At 62.8% G+C, this 19741-nt stretch carries 16 protein-coding genes; 2 read left to right on the top strand and 14 right to left on the bottom strand.

All coding sequences use genetic code 11. The features are described 5' to 3' along the window. Positions 1 to 28: 28 nt before the first annotated feature. The 3 genes from JQ567_RS22630 to JQ567_RS22620 all read right to left on the bottom strand — a co-directional run bounded on the left by JQ567_RS22630 (position 29) and on the right by JQ567_RS22620 (position 4779). Entirely contained in the window at positions 29 to 541 is a 513-nt protein-coding gene (locus JQ567_RS22630; protein WP_212440832.1) for a PRC-barrel domain-containing protein, read from the bottom strand. A gap of 88 nt (positions 542 to 629) precedes the next feature. After that, entirely contained in the window at positions 630 to 2831 is a 2202-nt protein-coding gene (locus JQ567_RS22625; protein ID WP_212440831.1) for an amylo-alpha-1,6-glucosidase, read from the bottom strand. A 184-nt stretch (positions 2832 to 3015) separates the two neighbouring features. Continuing rightward, positions 3016 to 4779 (bottom strand): ABC transporter ATP-binding protein, encoded by a 1764-nt coding sequence (locus JQ567_RS22620; protein WP_212440830.1) that lies wholly within the window; start codon positions 4777 to 4779, stop codon positions 3016 to 3018. A 296-nt stretch (positions 4780 to 5075) separates the two neighbouring features. On the opposite strand from JQ567_RS22620, the gene JQ567_RS22615 reads away from it, so the two are divergent. Then, entirely contained in the window at positions 5076 to 6143 is a 1068-nt protein-coding gene (locus JQ567_RS22615) for a glycosyltransferase family 4 protein (RefSeq protein ID WP_212440829.1), read from the top strand. Here JQ567_RS22615 and JQ567_RS38900 read toward each other — a convergent pair. Continuing rightward, positions 6127 to 6996, bottom strand: a complete 870-nt coding sequence (locus tag JQ567_RS38900; RefSeq protein ID WP_212440828.1) for a phosphatase PAP2-related protein — start codon at positions 6994 to 6996, stop codon at positions 6127 to 6129. The genes JQ567_RS22615 and JQ567_RS38900 overlap by 17 nt on opposite strands. A 375-nt stretch (positions 6997 to 7371) precedes the next feature. Next, on the bottom strand, positions 7372 to 8622 hold the full coding sequence (locus JQ567_RS22605; RefSeq protein ID WP_212440827.1) for a NupC/NupG family nucleoside CNT transporter: 1251 nt from the start codon (positions 8620 to 8622) through the stop codon (positions 7372 to 7374). Between the two features lie 176 nt (positions 8623 to 8798). On the opposite strand from JQ567_RS22605, the gene JQ567_RS22600 reads away from it, so the two are divergent. After that, positions 8799 to 10022: an MFS transporter gene (locus JQ567_RS22600; RefSeq protein WP_212440826.1), complete on the top strand. Its 1224-nt coding sequence runs from the start codon at positions 8799 to 8801 to the stop codon at positions 10020 to 10022. A gap of 139 nt (positions 10023 to 10161) precedes the next feature. Here the strand turns inward: JQ567_RS22600 and JQ567_RS22595 are convergent, their stop codons facing one another. The 9 genes from JQ567_RS22595 to JQ567_RS22555 form a co-directional block, all read right to left on the bottom strand. Continuing rightward, entirely contained in the window at positions 10162 to 10926 is a 765-nt protein-coding gene (locus JQ567_RS22595) for an SDR family oxidoreductase (RefSeq protein WP_211996262.1), read from the bottom strand. A gap of 13 nt (positions 10927 to 10939) precedes the next feature. Continuing rightward, positions 10940 to 11698, bottom strand: a complete 759-nt coding sequence (locus JQ567_RS22590) for a proteasome-type protease (protein WP_192734068.1) — start codon at positions 11696 to 11698, stop codon at positions 10940 to 10942. A 133-nt stretch (positions 11699 to 11831) separates the two neighbouring features. Continuing rightward, positions 11832 to 12644, bottom strand: coding sequence for a class I SAM-dependent methyltransferase (locus JQ567_RS22585; RefSeq protein ID WP_212440825.1), 813 nt, complete (start codon positions 12642 to 12644; stop codon positions 11832 to 11834). A gap of 340 nt (positions 12645 to 12984) precedes the next feature. Beyond that, the gene (locus tag JQ567_RS22580; RefSeq protein WP_212440824.1) at positions 12985 to 14352 is read right to left on the bottom strand and encodes an amidohydrolase family protein; all 1368 of its coding nucleotides are present in this window, start codon (positions 14350 to 14352) and stop codon (positions 12985 to 12987) included. A gap of 32 nt (positions 14353 to 14384) precedes the next feature. After that, a complete protein-coding gene (locus tag JQ567_RS22575; protein WP_212440823.1) occupies positions 14385 to 14594 on the bottom strand; it encodes a hypothetical protein in 210 nt (69 codons plus the stop codon). Positions 14595 to 14612: 18 nt separating this feature from the next. Next, on the bottom strand, positions 14613 to 15176 hold the full coding sequence (locus JQ567_RS22570) for an HdeD family acid-resistance protein (RefSeq protein ID WP_212440822.1): 564 nt from the start codon (positions 15174 to 15176) through the stop codon (positions 14613 to 14615). Between the two features lie 475 nt (positions 15177 to 15651). Further along, positions 15652 to 17304, bottom strand: coding sequence for an MFS transporter (locus JQ567_RS22565; protein WP_249165622.1), 1653 nt, complete (start codon positions 17302 to 17304; stop codon positions 15652 to 15654). A 71-nt stretch (positions 17305 to 17375) separates the two neighbouring features. Then, complete coding sequence (gene glsA, locus JQ567_RS22560) at positions 17376 to 18374, bottom strand: glutaminase A (protein WP_212440821.1); 999 nt, start codon at positions 18372 to 18374, stop codon at positions 17376 to 17378. Between the two features lie 257 nt (positions 18375 to 18631). Then, entirely contained in the window at positions 18632 to 19546 is a 915-nt protein-coding gene (locus JQ567_RS22555) for a transglutaminase family protein (protein WP_212440820.1), read from the bottom strand. Positions 19547 to 19741: the final 195 nt, after the last annotated feature.

The raw sequence follows: 19741 nt of genomic DNA, 5'->3' as shown, positions 1-19741 counted from the left end.
GCGCGGACAGTGGAATTCTCCTCCTCCGTCAGTGGTCGAATTGCAGAGGCTGCAGACTGCCGGAGGCGCCGAGCACCACGATCGGCGTATCTTCCTTGTATTCGGGTGCGGCCTTGACCTGTTCCAACGTCAGTTCGAGCGTCATGCTTTCCTTCTTGTTGGTAACTTGTCCGAAGTGGAGTGCGTTCCAGTCGACGACGATCTTTCGGCTGCCGACGCCGAGAAAGCCGCCGAAATCGATCACCGCGGCGCGCACGGTTCCGGAGCGATCGACGATCACGTCGACGATGCGCCCCATGTTCTCGCCGGCCGTGCTGCGGACATCGCGTCCGAGAATCCCGCGTGCGTCCGCCGCGCGGATAACCGTGACGGAAGGCGGGGGCACCGGTTCTTTCGGCGCATCCGGCCCGGTCTTTGCCGCCGGACTTGGTGCGGCGGGGGCCGGCGGGCCCTTGTCTGGTTCCTGCGCGACCGCCAGTGCGCCGAGGGATATCGCGCTCCACACCAGAACGGCTGCCGTGATCTTTTGCCCTGAACGCATGCGGTCTCCTGAAGCTTTTCACGGTTGCGCGACCAGCGACGAGCCGGCCGCGGCCGGTTTCGTCACCATTTCCCGACTACGATCGCCGTCAGCGCGACAACACGATCGAGACCTGAACCCGGCCGCGCGTCCGCATCATTTCGAGCGATACGTCGTCGCCGTGACGACGCAGGCGAAGATCGACGCTGGAATCGCCAAGCCGCAAGTCGCGCAGCACGACCTCGTTCAGGAATTCCGGCAGACGCGGATTTCGCAGGCGGATTTCGCCGGCCCGCGCATCGAATTCCAGGCCCAGCGAAGCTTCCAGCAGCGTGAAAGGCGTCGCGCTCGCCCATGCCTGCGGCGAGCACGCCACGGGATAGAGCGTCGGTCCAAACCGCCGCTCGCGGTGGAAGCCGCAGAACAACTCCGGCAACCGCCTGAGATCCATGTAACTCGCCGCGCCGAACAACCCCTTGAACAGATGTTCGACGGAATGTTTCAGGCCGTAGCGCGCAAGGCCCAGCGCGATCAGCGCGTTGTCGTGCGGCCAGATCGAGCCGTTGTGGTAGGACATCGGATTGTAGCGGGACTCACCGAGCGCCACGGTTCGAATGCCCCAGCCGGTGAAGAAGCGCGGCCGCATCAGGTCGGCGGCGACCATGCGCGCGCGGTCTTCGCCAATGATGCCGGTGAACAGAAGCTGGCCGGCATTGGATGTCCGCACCTTGCACGGCCGCTTGGCGCCGTCGAGCGCGAGCGCGTAGGTGCCCATGTCAGGACACCAGAACGCCTCCTCAAAGCGCGCGGCAAGTTGGATTGCTTCCTCATCGAGCCTGCGCGCCTTCTCGGCAAAGCCAAGCTGGCGCGCGCAGCGCGCCGCGAGCCGTTTGCCGGCGAAGACGTAACCCTGAACCTCGCACAGGGCGATGTGGCCTTCGGCCAACTGGCCATCGGCATGAAAGATCGCGTCGAAGGAATCCTTCCAGCCCTGATTGGCGAGGCCCTGGTCGGACGCGCGCTGATATTCGACAAAGCCGTCACGATCAGGGTCGCCGGGACCGTCGATCCAGGCCAGCGCGGCCTCTATCGCAGGCCACAGCTCGCGCAGCGTGTCCTCGTCGCCGGTGCGCTCGAAATAGAATCCTGCCAGCAGCACGAACAGCGGCGTGGAATCGACGCTGCCGTAATATTGCGCGAACGGCACTTCGCGCAGCGCCGCCATTTCGCCGCCGCGCATTTCATGCAGGATCTTGCCGGGTTCGGCATCGTTCAAGGCATCGACGGCCGTGGCCTGATAGGCAGCGAGCCGTTTGAGCACGCCACAGGCCACGCGCGGGTCGATCCACAGCATCTGCAGCGCTGATATCAGGCCGTCGCGGCCGAACGTGGTCGAATACCAGGGAATGCCGGCATAGGGATAGCGCCCATGCGGGGTGTCGGTCATCAGCATGTTGAGATCGGCCATCGACTGGCACAACACCTCATTGAAGATGCTGTTCGAGGTTTCGACGCTGGCGGCGCCCGCGGTCGAACGGCGCATTTCGCGGCGATGCGCCAGCAGGCCATGCATGAACGGCGCCGGCCGGTGCTCCGCGGCATAGTTGCAGGTCACCGCAACGAACACCGAGGTAAGCTGCTGCGGCTCGAGCGCGAAATGATAGCTGCCGCTGTTCACCGCCAGCAGGGTCGGGCGCGGGTCGAAATGCAGATTGGTCGTTCGCGCCTCGCCGTCGAGGCCGTGATACTCGAACCTGACATCGGCGGGGCTGAGCAGCTCGCTGGTGCCGGCGCCGCGGCGCGCGCGCCTGGCGCCGCGCACCTCGAACAGATCGGCGAAATCATTGTCGAACAGGAAGGTCAGATCAATGTGTGCCGCCCGGTCGCCATGGTTCTGGACGGCGATCCGCTGATAGGCGGTGCCGCGCCACAGGAAGATGGTGCGCACGATGTGGATCAGATCCTTCTGCAGGACGATCCGGTCGCCGTCATAGATGTCGGGATTGGTGAGGTCGATCGTCAGCGCGGAATTGTCGTCGCGCAGGTTGGAGCCGAGCAGCAATGGCTGGGTCTGGTTCAGCAAGAGTTCGAGCCGCGCCAGATAGCGGGTATCGGCATTGAACAGTCCATCGGGTCCACCGGCCGAAGCACCGATGTCGCCATGGCTGTCGAGGACGATGAACGTATCGTCGTGCTTGAGGGTGCGGCGCGGCCGTGCCGCCTGGCCGGTCATGGGAATGTAGAACGGCGATTCCGTGATCTGCTCCGCGAGCGGAGCATCCGCCCGCTGGACGTTGGCTTTGGTGGCCATGCGTAACCTCTGTCCTGTAACTCTAGAGCCTTTTCCGTTCCGATTAAATCGGACGGGCTAGATTCTTGATTTGACGCGTTTCATTGACGCCAACCGGTATCCAATTCGCTGGAAAACGCTCTGGCGAATACCGCTCCGCACGCCGCGACGCCGATCTGACTGTGTCTCAATTCGCCGCCGCGATTCAGGCTGCGTGGATCGCGAGACGGTTCATTTCCTGGGTCACGAGCTGCCGGTAAGGGCCGGTTTCACGCATCAGGCGGTCGGGCGGACCGTCCTCGATAACCTTGCCATCCTTGAGCATCACGACGCGGTCAAAATTGCGCAGCGTCGCGAGACGGTGCGCAATCGCGATCACGGTGCGGCCGCGCATCAGGCGGCCGAGCGCATCGCGGATGGCCTCTTCGGATTCGCCGTCAAGCGCGGCAGTTGCCTCGTCGAGCAGCAGGATCGGCGCGTCCTTCAGAAACGCGCGCGCGATCGCGATGCGTTGCCGCTGGCCGCCGGAGAGCTTGACGCCGCGATCGCCCACCATAGTGGCAAGGCCGTCGGGCAGATTTTCGACGAAGTCGCAGCGCGCCGCGATCGCCGCGCGCAAAACCTCGTCGTCGGTCGCCGTTGGGCGGCCATAGCGGATGTTCTCCATGATGGAGCGGTGGAACATCGAGATGTCCTGCGGCACCACCGAGATCGCCTCGCGCAGGCTTTGCTGGGTGACGCGCGAGATATCCTGACCGTCGATGGTGATACTGCCCTTGTCGACGTCGTAGAAGCGCTGCAGCAGCACGAACAGGCTGGACTTGCCGCCGCCGGACTGGCCGACCAGCCCGACGCGCTGTCCGGGTTTGAGATTCAGGTTGAATTTGTCGAACACTTGGACACCGCCGGGATATCCGAACGAGATGTTCCTGAAGGTGATGGCCGCACCGCTCTTGATCAGCGGTTCGGCTTCGGGATGGTCGCGCAGTTCATGCGGTTGCAGCAGCGTCGCAATCGCCTCCGAGAGCCGGGCCGTGTGCTGGGTGACATCGACAAGTGCTACCGCCAGATCGCGGGTCGCATGCAGGATGGAGAGGCCGAGCGTGCAGACCAGTACCACGTCGCCGGTCGTGGCCTTGCCGCTCTGCCATAGCGTGACCGCCCAGTACAAAAGGGCCACCGTCAACGCCAGCGTGATCACCGCATGGATGAGCCGCAGCTTTTCCAGATAGCGCAGGCTGCGGCCCCGCGCGGTCAGTTCGCGGTCGACGGTGTTGTCGAAGCGGTTGTGCTCATGGTCGAGCCCGCAGAACGCTCGCACCAGCGGCATGTTGTTGATGACGTCGACCATTTCGCCGTCAACGGCGGCGGCCTTGTCGGCGTAGTCGTCATGTAACGGCTTGCCAGCGGCCGCGATCCGGAACATGGCGATGAGGACCACGCTTGCGATCACGACCATGCCGGCGGCCATCGGCAGGCTGACGGTTCCAATCAGCGCGATTGCCACAATTGTGGCGATGCAGGGCGGCAACACGTTCCATACGAACATGTTCTCCACCGTGAAGACGGCATTCGAAGTGGCGGTGATCCGGCTTGTCAGCATGCCCGGTAGCCGATCGATGAAATAGCTCGGGGCGTGCCCGGTCAAATGGCGGAACATGTCGCGGCGCAGATCGCCTGTGACGCCGACAAAGGTGAAGCTCGCTGTCCAGCTCGCGATCCGCCACAGCAAAACGTCGGAACCAATCAGCGCTATGAGAAAAACGAATGCCAGCCATACACCGGCGCTATGCGCCGGTCCGGCGGCGAGGGCGTCGACGAGATACTTCACGCCGTATTGGGTGCCGACCGAGCAGGCAACGGCGGCAACAACCGCGACCAATATCACCAGATGCGACGTGCGCCGCTGGCGCAGATAGCGCATGACGAAGTGGAAAGGGCGGTTTGCGTATCCCGAAAGATTGTCCATGTGCCTGCTAAACCTGTTGGAGATAAACGAGAATCCTAGCGGATCGCCGATTGCCGAGAGCCGTCTTGATGAGGATCACCCCGAAGACGCAGCAGCGCCTCATCTGCACAACAATTCCGCAGCAAGGTCGGTCCGAAGAGCCTGATCACATGTGATGTCATGAGCAAGACGACAGTGTGCGCGAAGTGCGCATCATCTTGGAACTTCGCAGGTGCGTAAACGTTCCCGACTTGGCGATGCCGCGCCACGAGGGGCTGAGGGCTTTCAAAGCAGAGTCAGATCAGGAGGTTGTTAGGATGCGCATCGCGCAGGTTGCTCCATTGACGGAGGCTGTTCCGCCCAGGCTGTATGGCGGTACCGAACGGGTCGTCTATTGGCTGACCGAGGAACTGGTCGCGCTGGGCCACGAGGTCACGCTATTCGCCAGCGGCGATTCCCGAACATCGGGAAAGCTCGAAGCGACATGGCCGAAGGCACTGAGGCTGGATGGATCGGTCCGCGATCCCAACGCGCTGCACATGCTGATGCTCGAGCGCGTCAGGCGGAAATGTGACGACGAAGAATTCGATTTTCTCCACTTCCACCTCGACTACTACCCTTTCTCACTCTTTGCGCGTCAGCCGACGCCGTTCCTGACCACCCTTCACGGGCGGCTGGATCTTCCCGAGCATCAACCGGTGTTCACAACATTTTCATCGATACCCCTGGTCTCGATCTCGAATGCACAGCGGCGTCCGGTGCCGCAGGCCAATTTCGTCCGCACCATCCATCATGGCCTGCCGGAAAAGCTGCTGACGCCGCAGCCGGTCAAGCCGAGCTATCTGGCGGTGCTCGGCCGCATAGCGCCGGAGAAGGGCGTCGACCGTGCGATCAGGATCGCGATACGTTGCGGCATCCCGCTCAAAATTGCGGCGAAGGTCGATCGCGCGGACCAGGAATATTACGATGCGATCATCAAGCCGATGATGGCTAATCCGCTGATCGAATATATCGGCGAAATCGGGGATGACCAGAAAGCCGATTTCCTGAGCGGAGCGATCGGGCTGCTGCTGCCGATCGACTGGCCGGAGCCGTTCGGCCTCGTAATGATCGAGGCAATGGCCTGCGGCACGCCCGTGATCGCCTACAACCGTGGATCGGTTCCTGAAATCATCGACGACGGCAAGACCGGCTTCATCGTCGAGGATGAAATCAGCGCGGTCGCCGATGTCGGGCGGCTGGGGGAACTCGATCGCCAGGCCATTCGCGCGCATTTCGAGACGCGCTTTACCGCTCGCCGAATGGCGCTCGACTATGTCAACACCTATCAGGGCATGATCGAGGCGGTGAAGCCGCGGATGAAACTGGTCAGCAGCGCGGAGTAACGTTGCCGGAGCAGGGCGCTCGATCGTTAAACCCCGTCGATGGCGTGCGCCATCGACGGGGCGATTTCGTGCGCCAGGACGCGGTGTTCGATTGACCGCTCGACTTCGAGTCGTCGCCGACAGCGTGCAGCACGAATGGTCTGGCGACACGCCCAGGTTCGGCGACAGGAATGGACGACCTGCGACTTGCGCGCTTTGGCCGTGGTGCGGTCTGGTTCTCGGTGGAGCGAAACAACGCGTAGTCGCGGCTGAATAGCCAGCGCGATGCTTGAAAGACGCCGTAGGTGATGAACAGCGCGGCGAGCACGTCGATCGAATAGTGGTAGTGGCCGAGCAGCACGACCGCGCCGAAGAACGCGGTCAGCGCGAGAAAGAATATCCGCCACTGCACAATGTGCCAGAACGCCAGCGCCGCAAGGAACGGCATTCCGGTGTGACCGGAAAAGAACAGATCGCTGCCGTAAAAAATAGAGTTGAAAAACGGCGCCGGCTGCTGCGGATCGATCGGCGACGGCGCCATGTGGGTGAGCGCCACGAAGACGGCGCGGACCACCAGGAACAGCGCCGTGGCCTTCAGCGCGAACGGCAACCGGGTCGGCCGCCAGGCCAGCAGCCCCGCCGTGATGACGAAGGCCGTGAACGTACCGTAAATGAACAGAAAGCGGACATTGTAGGGCCCGACGCGGCTCAGCACAAAATCGGTGACGTGGTTGCTGGCATGGACCGTGGCATAGGTGACGGCGGCGAAGATCGCGATGCTGCTGGCAGAGAGGAAGGCGGCGCCTTCGCATAGCGAACGGACATACGCGCGCGTACCAAACAGCGTGCGGTAAAGCCGCATCGTGTCCTGCACTGTCCCTGCGCCTCCGTTCGCGGTAGTCGGCGACGACAGGTGCGGCGGTCTTCGTCGCTCGGGCTGCTGGATATCCTGTACTTCAGCGTAACCGTAATGCGAGGCGAAGCATCTGCATGTGAGGTATGCCACACACCTCGTCGATTTTTGCCGCTGCCCGCTAGCTCATCACCCCACGATCGCGCCCATCAGGCAGGTTGTCAGGGGGCTCGACACGATGGATTTGGCGCGATAGCTCCATCAGCATCAGCATCAGCATCAGCATCAGCGGCATGGCGCATGGGGACGTCCGCATTCAACAGGTGATCTTGCCCGTCGTAAAATGCTGTCCCTTCGCGCAAGAGCGAATTCCAACCATGAAGCGGCGTGCGCGTCCTAGCTCATCACCCCCACGATCGCGCCCATCAGGCAGGTGGCCAGCGTGCCCGACACGATCGACTTCAGCCCGAGCGCGTTGATTTCGTCGCGGCGGTCGGGTGCCATGGTGCCGAGGCCGCCGATCATGATGCCGAGGCTGGCGAAGTTGGCAAAGCCGCACATCGCATAGAGCATGATCAGCCGCGACCGCGGATCGAGCGCATCAGGACCGAGCTTCGATAAATCGACATAGGCGATCAACTCGTTGAGCACGGTCTTGGTGCCCATCAGGCTTCCCGCCGTGATCGCCTGCGACCAGGGCAGGCCCAACAGCCAGCACACCGGCGCCATCAGATAGCCGAGCAGCCGCTGCAGTGAAATCTTCGCGCCGCCGATCTCGGGCAACAGGCCGAGGATCGCGTTGGCGAGATAGACCAATGCTACCAGCACCAGCAGCATGGCGATGATGTTGAGCAGCAGCTCCAGTCCGGAAGTGGTGCCCCTGACGATCGCATCCATGGTGCTCTTCACCTCCGTATCGGGAGCGGCCAGCATTCCGCCAGTCCGCTTGTCCGACGTCTCCGGCACCATGATCAGGCTGACCAGGATTGCCGCGGGTGCGCCGAGCACCGAGGCAATGACGAAATGCGCTGCCGCATCCGGGATCAATGGCGCCAGAAACGTGGCGTAGAGCACCAGCACGGTGCCGGCGATTCCCGCCATGCCGCCGGTCATCACCATGAACAATTCGCTGCGGGTGAGTTGCGAAAGGTATGGGCGGATGAACAGGGGCGCCTCGACCATGCCGAGGAAGATGTTGGCGGCGGCGGAAAGACCGACCGCGCCGCCGACGCCGAGCGTGCGTTCCAAAAGCCACGCCATGCCGCGCACGATCGGCGGCAGCACCCGCCAGTAGAACAGCAGCGTGGTCAGGACGCTCATGACGAGGATGATCGGCAGCGCCTGAAACGCCAGGATGAAATCGGCGCCCGGCGCCTTGAGGTCGAAAGGAAGCGTGCCGCCGCCGAGATAGCCGAACACGAAGGAGGTGCCGGCGCGGGACGCCGCCGCGATGGTATTGACCGCGTCATTGATGGCGCCGAACGCCCTTGCGACCAGCGGCAGCTTGAGCAGCACCAGCGCGGTGAGCACGGTGATCGCAAGCCCGATCGCCATCTGCCGCCATGACACCGCGCGGCGGTTCTCGCCGAGCGCCCATGCGATCGCCAGCAACGCCAGCACGCCGAAAGCCGATTGCAGTTGCAGCATGATCTCGAAGTCCCCCGGTCGATTATGGCAGCGAGGGACTTGCAAGCGCAATGCCGGGCAGCCCTTCGCCGCCGGCCATTGACAGCGGGACCAGGGTCGTTCACGGCGTAATCAACAACAATGCGGGCGGACCCGGGCACGGCTCACGCTTCGAAAAGCAGGATACCGGCCTCACCATGTCTTCCCTGATGCCTGTCGGCGCCGGCGATCTGCTCAGGCATCCATCCTTCCTGTCGTTTCTGCTGTCGCGCAGCCTGTCGCGCTTCGCCAGCCAGATCGGGGCCGTCGCCATCGGCTGGCAGGTCTACGATATGACCGGCAGCGCATTCGATCTCGGCATGATCGGACTGGTTCAGTTCCTGCCGACCGCGTTGTTTCTGTTCGTGGCCGGCCACGCCGCCGACCGCTACGAACGCAAACGGGTGGTGCAACTCTGCCAGATCGCCGAGGGGCTGACGGCGCTGTTTTTGGCCTGGGGCGCCCATGCGGGCTTTCTTAACGTGACGCAGATCTTCATTGCGTCCTTCGTGCTCGGTATAGCCGGGGCCTTCGAAAGCCCGGCATTGGCCGCGCTGCTGCCGCTGATCGCGCCGAAAGGCTCGTTGCAGCGCGCCACCGCGGTTTCGAGCGGCGCGGGGCAGATCGCCACCATCGCCGGTCCCGCGCTGGGTGGGCTGGCCTATGCCCTCGCGCCAAGCGCTGCCTACGGGGTCATGGCGGCGTTTTTGCTGTTCGGGGCCGCAATCATGGGCGCGATCCGCCTGATTCAGCCGGCCGTGGTGCGGGATGCTGCAACGCCTGATGATGTCTTTGCCGGCGTCAAGTTTGTCCGCAACAACCCGGCGATCCTCGGCACGATCTCGCTCGATCTGTTCGCGGTGCTGCTCGGCGGCGCCACGGCGCTGCTGCCGATCTATGCGCGCGACATCCTTCAGACCGGCCCGCTCGGCCTCGGCATCCTGCGCGCCGCGCCCGCGATCGGCGCGTTGTTGATGACCGCGTTCCTCGCGCACCACACCATCAACCACCGCGTCGGAATACGGATGTTTCAGGCCGTGATCGTGTTCGGCGTGGCGACGGTGGTGTTTGCGCTGTCGCACTGGATGTGGCTGTCGGTGCTGGCGCTGGTGGTGCTGGGCGCCGCCGACGTCGTCAGCGTGGTGATCCGTTTCTCGCTGGTGCAGCTCGCAACGCCCGACGACATGCGGGGCCGGGTCGGCGCTGTCAATTTCCTGTTCATCAACGCGTCAAACCAGCTTGGCCAGTTCGAAAGCGGCGTCACCGCCGCGCTGTTCGGCGCAATGCCGGCCGCCGTGCTCGGCGGCGTCGGCACGATTGCGATCGCGCTATTGTGGATGAAGCTGTTTCCGGCGCTGCGGGATGTGGAGAAGCTGGAGTAGGGCTCTCGTGTCCCGGACGCGGTGCAGCGAGCAACGCTGCTCCGCAGAGCCGGGACCCAAATCTTGCGCGACCTATCATGGGCCCCGGCTCAGCAGTGCAGCACTTCGTGCCGCACTGCGTCCGGGGCACGAGAGAGACCTAGCCCCGCCCCACGAACGGCATCTTGGTCGCCATGACCGTCATGAACAACACGTTGGCATCGAGCGGCAGGCCGGCCATGTAGGCGACGGCATCGCCGACCGCCTTCGCATCCATGCGCGGCTCGTGTTTCATGGTGCCGTCGGGCTGCATCACGCCGGGGCCGGCGACCATGCGGTCGGTCATCGGGGTTGCGGCATTGCCGATGTCGACCTGGCCGACCGCGATGTCGTACATGCGGCCGTCGAGGTTGGTGGCCTTGGTCAGGCCCGTAATGGCGTGCTTGGTCGAGGTGTAGGCCGACGAGAACGGCCGCGGCGCATGCGCGGAGATCGAGCCGTTGTTGATGATGCGGCCGCCGCGCGGGTTCTGGTCCTTCATGATGCGGAAGGCGTGCTGGGTGCACAGGAACGGGCCGGTGAGGTTGGTGTTCACCACCGCCTGCCACTGTTCGAGGCTGAGGTCCTCGAAGTTCACCGGCGGCGCGCCCATGCCGGCATTGTTGAACAGTACGTCGAGCCGGCCGTAGGTTTCCTTGACCTTGTCGAACAACGCGGCGATCGAGGCCGGGCTGGTCATGTCGGCGGAAACGCACAGGCTCTTGCCGACATTGTCGCCGAGCTTCTTGGTCTCTTCGAGCATCTCCATGCGGCGCCCGGCGAGCACCACGGTGAAGCCGGCATTCATTAGCGCTAGCGATGCCGCGCGTCCGACGCCGGTGCCCGCACCGGTGACGACTGCGATCTTGTTTGCTGCTTCGGCCATTGTTTCCTCGCCTTTACTTTTTCGTTTCTGTTTCTGACTTGTAGGGTGGTCTTGGAATATTCTGATGCGCCGCGCGCAACGCTGCCGACCAGCGCGAACGCAAATCGTGGAAATAGGGCTCGCCGGCCTCGATGCGGTGGTTGAGGTCGGCCTCGCAGGCATCCGCGCGCACCACCAGCACGTCGATCGGCAGGCCGACGCCGAGATTGGAGCGCATCGTCGAATCCATCGAGATCAGGCTGGTCTTCAGTGCCTCGTACAGTTCGACGTCGTAATGCATGGCGCGATCGAGCACCGGCTTGCCGTATTTATGCTCGCCGATCTGCAGGTAGGGCGTATCTGTGGTGCATTCGATGAAATTGCCGGCGGTGTAGACCATGAACAGCCGCATCCGCGAGCCCTTGATCTGGCCGCCGAACAGGAACGAGACGTCGAAACTGACGTCTTCCGAGCGCAGCGCGTCGCCTTCGGTGGCGTGGACGCTGCGGATGGCGCGGCCGATGCGCTGGGCGGCCTGGAACATGGTCGGCGCATTCATCAGCGTTTCGACCTCGCCGGAGTGCGGGTCCTCGATGCCCTCGGTCAGGGTGGACAGCACCGACTGGCTGATCGCCAAATTGCCGGCGCTGGCGATCGCCATGATCCGCTCGCCCGGCTTTGAGAAAATGTGCAGCTTGCGAAAGGTCGAGACGTTGTCGAGGCCGGCATTGGTGCGGGTATCCGCGATCATGACCAGACCGTCCCGTACCAGCACTCCGCAACAATAGGTCATTCCACGTCCCCGAACCGCCTCGATTGCCGGCGGGGCAACTAGTAGCGAATTTCACGGGGGCATCCAACCCCAATTACCGCGGCGCGGCATGCGCCGGGTGGGTAAAAAGACGCATTGAAGCTGGCCGGGAAGGCTAGATCCGGGCGAGGATGATATGGGCCTGGATCTTGGCCGATATCTCGCCGCTGCCGTGCCTGACAGCGATGACCGAGGCCGCATGGTCGGTCGCCGCCTCGAGCCGGTCCGGACCCCGCGCTTCGATCTCGTTGCGCAGCGGGGTTCCCTGGCAATAGGCCAGCGCGACATGGCGGGCAGAGGGGGCGCGGCTTTGCGCTTCCCTTGTCTCGATCGTCACGTCGGTAAAGCCGGCTTTCGCCAGATCGCTGCGGATCAGCGCGGTGTCGTGATAGCCGTGGGGCGTGCGGGCCATGAAGCGGGGAGGGTCGTCAGGAAAGAACGTCGCAAGCGCGTCGGTGACATCGCTCGCGAACAAATTCTCTTCGATCCGGTCCCAGACGTTGAACAGGAAATGTCCGTCTGGCCTCAGAACCCGGCGGGCTTCGCGGTACCCGGATGGGCGATCGGGAAGAAACATGACGCCGAACTGGCAGCAGACGAGATCGAACGCGGCGTCCTCGAACGGCAGCGCCTGCGCATCCGCCTTTTGCCAGATGATGCGGCTGTCCGCGCCTTGTCTTGATTTCGCATATTCCAGCATGGGCTGATTGAGGTCGGTGACGACGTATCTGGCATCGGGCGACAGCATTGGCGCCAGTGCGCGGGTGACCACGCCGCTGCCGGCCGCGGTTTCCAGTACGGACTTCGGCGCCAATGCGCTTGCGCGTCGTGAAATGTCCTGCGCGTAGCTCTCGAAGATCAACGGAACCATATGGCGATCATAGTTTTCCGGAATCGAGCCTGCGAACACTTTGTCGATTTCCGACATCGCGCGCCTCCTGCGTTGCATCTGGTCGTTTTGCTTGGCAGTCATCCCTCGCAGCCCTATGGACTTTGGCAGCTTTGAGGAAAAATGAAAACATGCTGGAGGCGGAATTGCGAGGGCGTTCCGCGCCATTCGGGCGGCGCTTTCATGTGGGTCAGCTTTGCGGGGAAACGGGGCGATGCCGGGGCCAAGGCCGGCCCGCGCGACCTGTCGCGGACCATGACGCGCTAGGAAATCCCGGCCGCAGGCGCCATGGCGCAAGCCTGCGAGGCCTCCAACTATCGCGGTTGCGAATATTGATCGATCAGCAGCGAACCGGGCACTGCGATATGGATTAAGTGTCCTATTTGCCCGCGCCAAGCAGGTTCTTGTAGATTGTCCCGTCCTTCATGATGACGACGAAATTCTTGGCTGGGTCTTCGATCAGCTTGATGTTGTCGACAGGGTTGCCATCCACCAGCAACAGGTCGGCCAGCGCGCCTTCTTCCACGACGCCGAGCCTGCCGGGATAGGGATTGCGCTTGCCGGACAGCGCCAGCAGTTCGGCGTTTGTCGATGTCGCCATGACCAGCGCTTCGGCGGGGGTGTACCAACGGGTAAGCGAGGCCAGAATTGCCCCTTGTTGTTGGGCGAGCTCGCGGGAGAACAGCACATCCGTGCCCCACGCCGTCTTGATCTTGTATTTCTTCGCCATCTCATAGGCGCGGGCTATCCCGGGCCAGACTTCGTCCGCCTTGGCTCGCTGGACAGAACCCTCAGGAAGGCCCAGCCTCATTCCCTCCGGCAGTGGCTGCATGCTCAGCCAAACACCCTTATCCGCGATCAGCTTGGCGGTTGCGTCGTCCATCAGGAAACCGTGCTCGATACACCTCGCGCCAGCCGCAATAGCGCTCCGGATCGCAGCCGGCGTAAAGGCATGCGCGACGACGTACGTCCCCCAATTTTCGGCCGCTTCGACCGCGGCGCGCATTTCGGCCTCCGTGAAGGTGCTCACGTCGATCGGACTGAAGGGTGACGATACGCCGCCGCCCGCCGTCAACTTGACCTGGGAGGCGCCCTGCATGAGCTGTTCGCGCGCGCGCACGCGCACCTCGTCAGGGCTGTCCGCAACGATGGCGCCCCCGATCTGCTCCATGCGGGTAACCATCCCGCCGATCGTCCGCGGCAAATCAGTTAGCTGCCGGAAATCGCCGTGCCCGCTCGTGACAGTGATCATGGCGCCGGACGGATAGATACGCGGGCCCTTGACGATGCCTTCATCGATGGCGCGCTTGAGACCGAACGCCGGCCCGCCCACGTCGCGAATGGTGGTGAAGCCGCGCATCAAAGTATCTGTCGCTTCCTCGCCTGCCACCAGATTGTTGAAGCCGACGTCACCGAACGCCTCTACCGGGGTCGTGCGCACCAGCATCGCGTGCCAATGCGCATCGATCAGACCCGGCATCAAGACGCGGCCGGCACCATTGATCGTTGCGGTTTGAGCGTCGACCGCGATCGCCGCCGTCGAAATCTTCTCTATCTTGTTGCCTCGGATGAGAACGTTGGACGACACTGAAAGTGCGCCGCTCTTTCCGTCGAAGATCCTGACGCCCTGAAATATTGTAGCCTTGGCTTGCTGGGCCTGCGCGGAGGGTGAGGCGGAGAAGCTCAACCCGATTGCAGCCAGAACCGCCAGCACGGAAATGCCGGGGAGTATTCTCAAGCAAGACATTCTCATATCCGCGTGCCCAGTTATTGATCTTGTTATCGGATCTGACTGCTCTCATTGCGCCTGATGATCTTGAGCACCCAGAAGATCAGGCCGGCTATCAGAGACAAGGCGCCAAGAAGCGATAACACCGTTGATTCGAGGTTTATGCCTGCGACCAGCAACAAGCATCCCAGGACGATCAGAAGCAGACCGCCGAGCTTTTTCGCGAGAAGAACGGGCCCTTCGCCAGCACGTGCAACCATGGCGACCACTCCTTTATCTCACGCCGTTTTCGCCGCCGGCCGCCAAGCATAAGCCAGCCAGGCGACGCCGTGAGATATCAGGTCGACGCCGAGGACAAATCCGAGCACCCACAGACCGGTCACAGGGAATCCCGTCAGAATGACGAGGCCAGCCAGAACGCCGAACAATCCCGACAACAGCATGATCCAGCCGGCCTCTCTCCAGTGGCCGAACCCCAGCAGAATTCGAACGACGCCGGATATCAGCAGCAGTAGCCCGAGGACATAGGTGAGGATCAAGGCGCTGGCGACGGGCTGACTCACCAGCACCGCGCCGAAGGCGATGTACAGAATGCCAAGCAGCACCTGCCATACGAATCCGCCCCATCCCTTGGTCCAGAACGCGTGAACCACTTCGAAGGCGCCCGTGGCGATCGATATCCAGCCGATGAATATCGTGCTGATCATGGTCACGAGCACGACGTCGCTTAACACCAGGGCTCCTGCGGCAATCATCACCAATCCAAGCAGAACGCAGATCCAAAATGGCGGCGCGGACAAACCATCGGCGCGCAAGCGTGAACTACCGTCGTAAGTGGTCATGTTGTCCTCCTCGGTTCCCCGTGCGATCAAATCAGCGGCGCAGCGCCGGCCGCTCGGGTCTCATCAGCATACTGAAATTGGCTATAGCCATCGCCAGCCGCAAACGCGGCGCCCGCGGTGCCAATAACAGACCCAACGGCGCCGGCGGTGACGATGGATTGGGCGTCGTCGCGGCGGACGAGCCACAGGACGCCGGGGCGGCCGGCGGGCGACGGCCTGAACCCGTACAGTGAGATCGTCCGCCTCGCTGCCAGGCTCTTTGCTGCCAAGATCTTTGCCAAGGTCTTTCTGGGCCGCGAGGGGCATGGCCTCGACCACGGCCGGCAGCGAACTTGCGGCAAAACCCGCGGCTGCGGCCGCACACAGAATGCCCCGTAGCACGCTGCGACGCTCGATTGCATCCATTGGGCTCTCTCCTTTGATCGACGTCTTGTTATTTTTCTCCGCGGATAAACACACGTCTCGCAGTCGGGGATCAGGCCGATCTCGAGCCTTCGGCCTCAGGGTCGTCGCTCGGGATTTCTCCCGGCAGGTAATTCGGGAGCTGTCCGGCCGGAATCACTGCGAGCAGGGCGAGGCCGGCCATGATGAGCAGGCCGATCTTCAACGCGCGCAACCGCGCCTCCGTGTTCACGCGCACCGCTTCCTGCACCTGCTGCGGCGTGGCGGTCGTGCTCTCCATCACGGTCCGCAGGCGCTCGTTGCTGACGAAGGTGATGTTGTTGAGATCGACCTGGCTCTGTAGTTCCTTCGGCAGCGCCGGATTTGCGGCGATGTTGCTGATGGCGATTGTGCTCAAGAGGCCGACAAGGAGCGCGCCGGCGACGGCCGTTCCGACTGCCGCGGCGAGATTTTGCGTGGTGCCGCGCGCCGATCCAACGTCGCCTGCAAGCGCCTTGGGCGAAGCGGTGACCAGCACGTTAAACAGTAACGTGACCAGCGAACCCTGGCCGATGCCGAACAGGACGAGGCCGATCAGTACGGGAATCTCGCTCCAGTCGTTCCGCACCACGAACGCGAGCCACACCAGTGCAAGCGTGCAAAGGGCGAAGCCATAGCGGCCGATTTGGCGGGGTGTCAGTTTGTCGTAGACATTGACGATCAGCATCGCCGTGAAGAACACCGTGAGATTGAACGGCATCATCGCTATCGCGGTTGCGAGAGGGGAGCGGCCCTGCACGATCTGAATGTACAACGGCACCGAAAAATTAAGCGCCGCCTCCAGTGCGACCACGGCAAACAGCCCATAGACCGCGGCGCGTTCCTGCGGCGAGTCGATCACTTCGAGGGCAAGCAGCGGCGTCTTCCCGGCCGCCTGGCGCCGATGCGTCCACATCAGGAAGGCCTGGCCGAGCACGATACCCAGAACGATCATGACCGGCGCCGGCGAAAGGCCAAGCAGGTTGAACGGCGCGTTGGGGGTTGCCAGCGCCAGGCCCCAGCCGTTTAGATTATTGAAGCCGAAGCTGATGAGGATGATGGCTGTTGCCGCCAGCACGACGCCTGTGACGTCGATCCGCACGCCCTGCCGTCCGTGGTCGGGTCTGAGGCGGAAGCTCAAGACGAAGACAATGGCGGAAGCGGCGATCAGGATTCCGAACGCCGGACGCCAGCCGATATATGTACCGAGGACGCCGCCAATGATGAACGCCAGCACGCCGGCAGCGGCACGCGCCGAACCAAGCGCACCCACGGCGGTCGCCTGTTGGCGCCCTGAATAATTCTCGGCGATCAGCGCCACCAGCGACGGCACAATCACCGCCCCCGCCGCGCCGCAGAGCGCCTGGGCCGTGATCATCAGGGTCGCGGTGGGGCTGAACGTCATCAAGATCTGCGCGGCACAGAACAATACGACGGCAGCACGGAAGACCTGCGCGGCGCCGAACCGCTGGGCGAGTTTCGCGCCCAGCATCACGAAGCCGGCAACCAGCATCGAATAGGCTACGATGCCGGTCGCGACGGTCGTCGGCGGGACGCCGAAGCTCTGCACCATGCCCCCCATGGCGACCGGCAGCGAAGCGACGTTGAAGGACATGATCATCTGGCCGAACGCAATGGCGATCATCGGCACCCATGACGTCTGCGCGTCTTCGCGGATGTCGCCGATTGAAATCGAGTGCGTTGCCATGGCGTCCTCCGGCTTGCTCGGTTCCGGATCGGTCGGGTCTTACGGCCCGTCCCAATCCCTTGGCATCTGATTCATTCTTCCGGTTGCGACACGAACAGATCCATTCCCAGCCGCTGCGACAGGAATTTAGCGGCGAGCTGTCCCTTGACGCTGTTGCCAGCGGCGTCGAGCGGGGGCGCGAAGGTTCCGAAGCCGCCTTTGCCCGGGGCAACCGCCACGATGCCACCGCCGATTCCGCTCTTTCCGGGCAGGCCGATGTCGTAAAGCCAATCGCCCGACGTCTCGTACAGTCCGGCGGTGATCATCACCGCCAGCGCGTAATGACAGACAGCCGGATCGACCACGCGTTTTTTGGTGATGGGGTTGACGCCGCCGTCAGCCAGCGTCGCGCCCATGACCGCGAGGTCCCGGGCGCTGACATTCAGCGAGCACTGCCTGGTGTAGAGGTCGGTCGCTTCCTTTGCGTCGCAGTAGATCCGATCAAAACTCTGTAGCAGGCGGGCGATGCTGCGGTTGCGGAAGTTGGTATCCGACGCCGAGGCGTAGACCTCTTCATTCAGCGGCAGCTTTCGGCCCGCGAAACGCGACAGTCCGTCATGGATGAACTGCCATTTTTCATCCGCGGTCGTGCCAGGCGCAAGGCTCGTCGTTGCAATGGCGCCCGCATTGACCATCGGGTTCGTCCGGCCGCCGCCGTGCTCGATGGCGGCGAGGGAGTTGAAAGCAAGGCCAGTGGCGTTTGCTCCGAGCTTGGCGCGCGCTTCTTCCGGCCCGACCGTCTCGCATACCAGCGCGAATACGAACGGCTTCGACACGCTCATGATCGAGAATTCGTAGTCGGTGTCCCCGGCGGCATAGACGCGTCCGCTCGTGCCGACGACGCAGACACCGAACAGATCGCTGGGGATTCTGGCCAGCGCCGGATAGACTTGCGAGTTTTGGCCGTCGGTGTTCGATTTAAAGCGCCGCTGCGCTTCGGACACGAGTTCCTGTACCATCTCGGGCTCGGGCAGATGCCCTGTCGAAACGTATGGCCGTTCGGCTTGTGCCGTGATCGATGGCGAGTCCATGGGACTCCTCCTCAATCCTGTTTGCACGATCCTGCTCGTGGGCGCCGGGACATCGGCAACGTTCGTTGCTCATTGAGCAACCGATCACGTGGGATCTTGTCAGCTCGTTTTATTCGGCCCGACAAACAAGCGCTCGTAAGTGCACGGAGTCAAGCATACAACCTGACGCACTGGTTTGCGCAACGTGTGCGTCGTCATGAAAAGTTGTGACAAATCCGTGCAACGCAATGGCACAAACTGCATATGCCGGGAGCCGGCTAATGGCTAATCAAAGTCGCGCCGCCACCATGCCGCGGCACGGCATGGACGGATACATCCACATGCAGTGCGGTCGGGTCGTCAGCGTTGCCGACGAAGCCGCCCGAAATTGGAACTGCTTGTTCCGCCTCTCGGGTTACGCCCACGCGGATCAGGTTCTCGCCGGCAATCAAGCCATTCGTCGGATCATACTCAACCCATCCTGCGCCGGGGAGGTAGACGCTGCACCAGGCATGGGTACTGCCGCCTCCGCGAACCGATCCTGAGATACTGTCATACAAGTAGCCGGTGACGAAACGCGTGGCGAGCCCGAAGCAGCGCAGCGCTTCCATCATCAGCACTGCAAAATCGCGGCAGGTGCCGGAACCAAGCGCGAGGGTCTCGGCAGCTGTCTGCGTACCCTCCTCATGGCGCGCGACATAACGGAATTCCTCCTTGATTACATGCGTCATGGCGTCCAGTACTCGCAAGGTCTCCTTACTATCCACGCTTGACACGACGCGGCGGGCCCATGCTTCGATCTTTCGATCGGAGTCCGGCATCTGGAGCTCGGTGAACCGAGCCAGATCGGGAAGCTCATGGGCGGCGTAGGCGTACGGAAACTGCTCGGCAGCCGAGTCGAGACTATAAATCGGAAGGGGTGGCCCCTCGGGGTGATGTGTTAAGTCAAGCTCTGACACAATGCCGAGCCGCCTGGTTCTGAGCGCTTCCGGCCAATGCAGGAAGCAGATCGAATTGTCGAAAACGTCATGCTTCCAGTAGATATCGGACGGTGCCGGTTCGACCTTTAGCGTGGCGCCGTGAAGTCGCAGGTCGTGACTCTCATCCGGCCGGATCATCAGCTTGTGGCGCAACAAGCCCACTGGGTTGCGGTAGGTGTATTCGGTCGTGTGCACGATCCTGACTTTCGCCATATGAGCCTCTTCTGAGCGGGATGAAGTCCTCAAGACTAAGTCCAATGCGCACCGAAGCCGCTAGTTTCCCTTCGGTCCGGCCGGGCCTGGAGGACCTGCTGGACCAGGCGGTCCAACAGGTCCGGGAAGGCCGCAGTTCTGTATCACCACGTCTCTCGTATCCGGCCCGGACGTGATCTTCACGATGCAAGTAGA

Origin of the sequence: Bradyrhizobium sp. AUGA SZCCT0431 (assembly GCF_018131065.1) — a bacterium.
In the GTDB taxonomy this organism is placed as follows: domain Bacteria; phylum Pseudomonadota; class Alphaproteobacteria; order Rhizobiales; family Xanthobacteraceae; genus Bradyrhizobium.
This window is presented reverse-complemented; position numbering and strand designations above follow the sequence as displayed.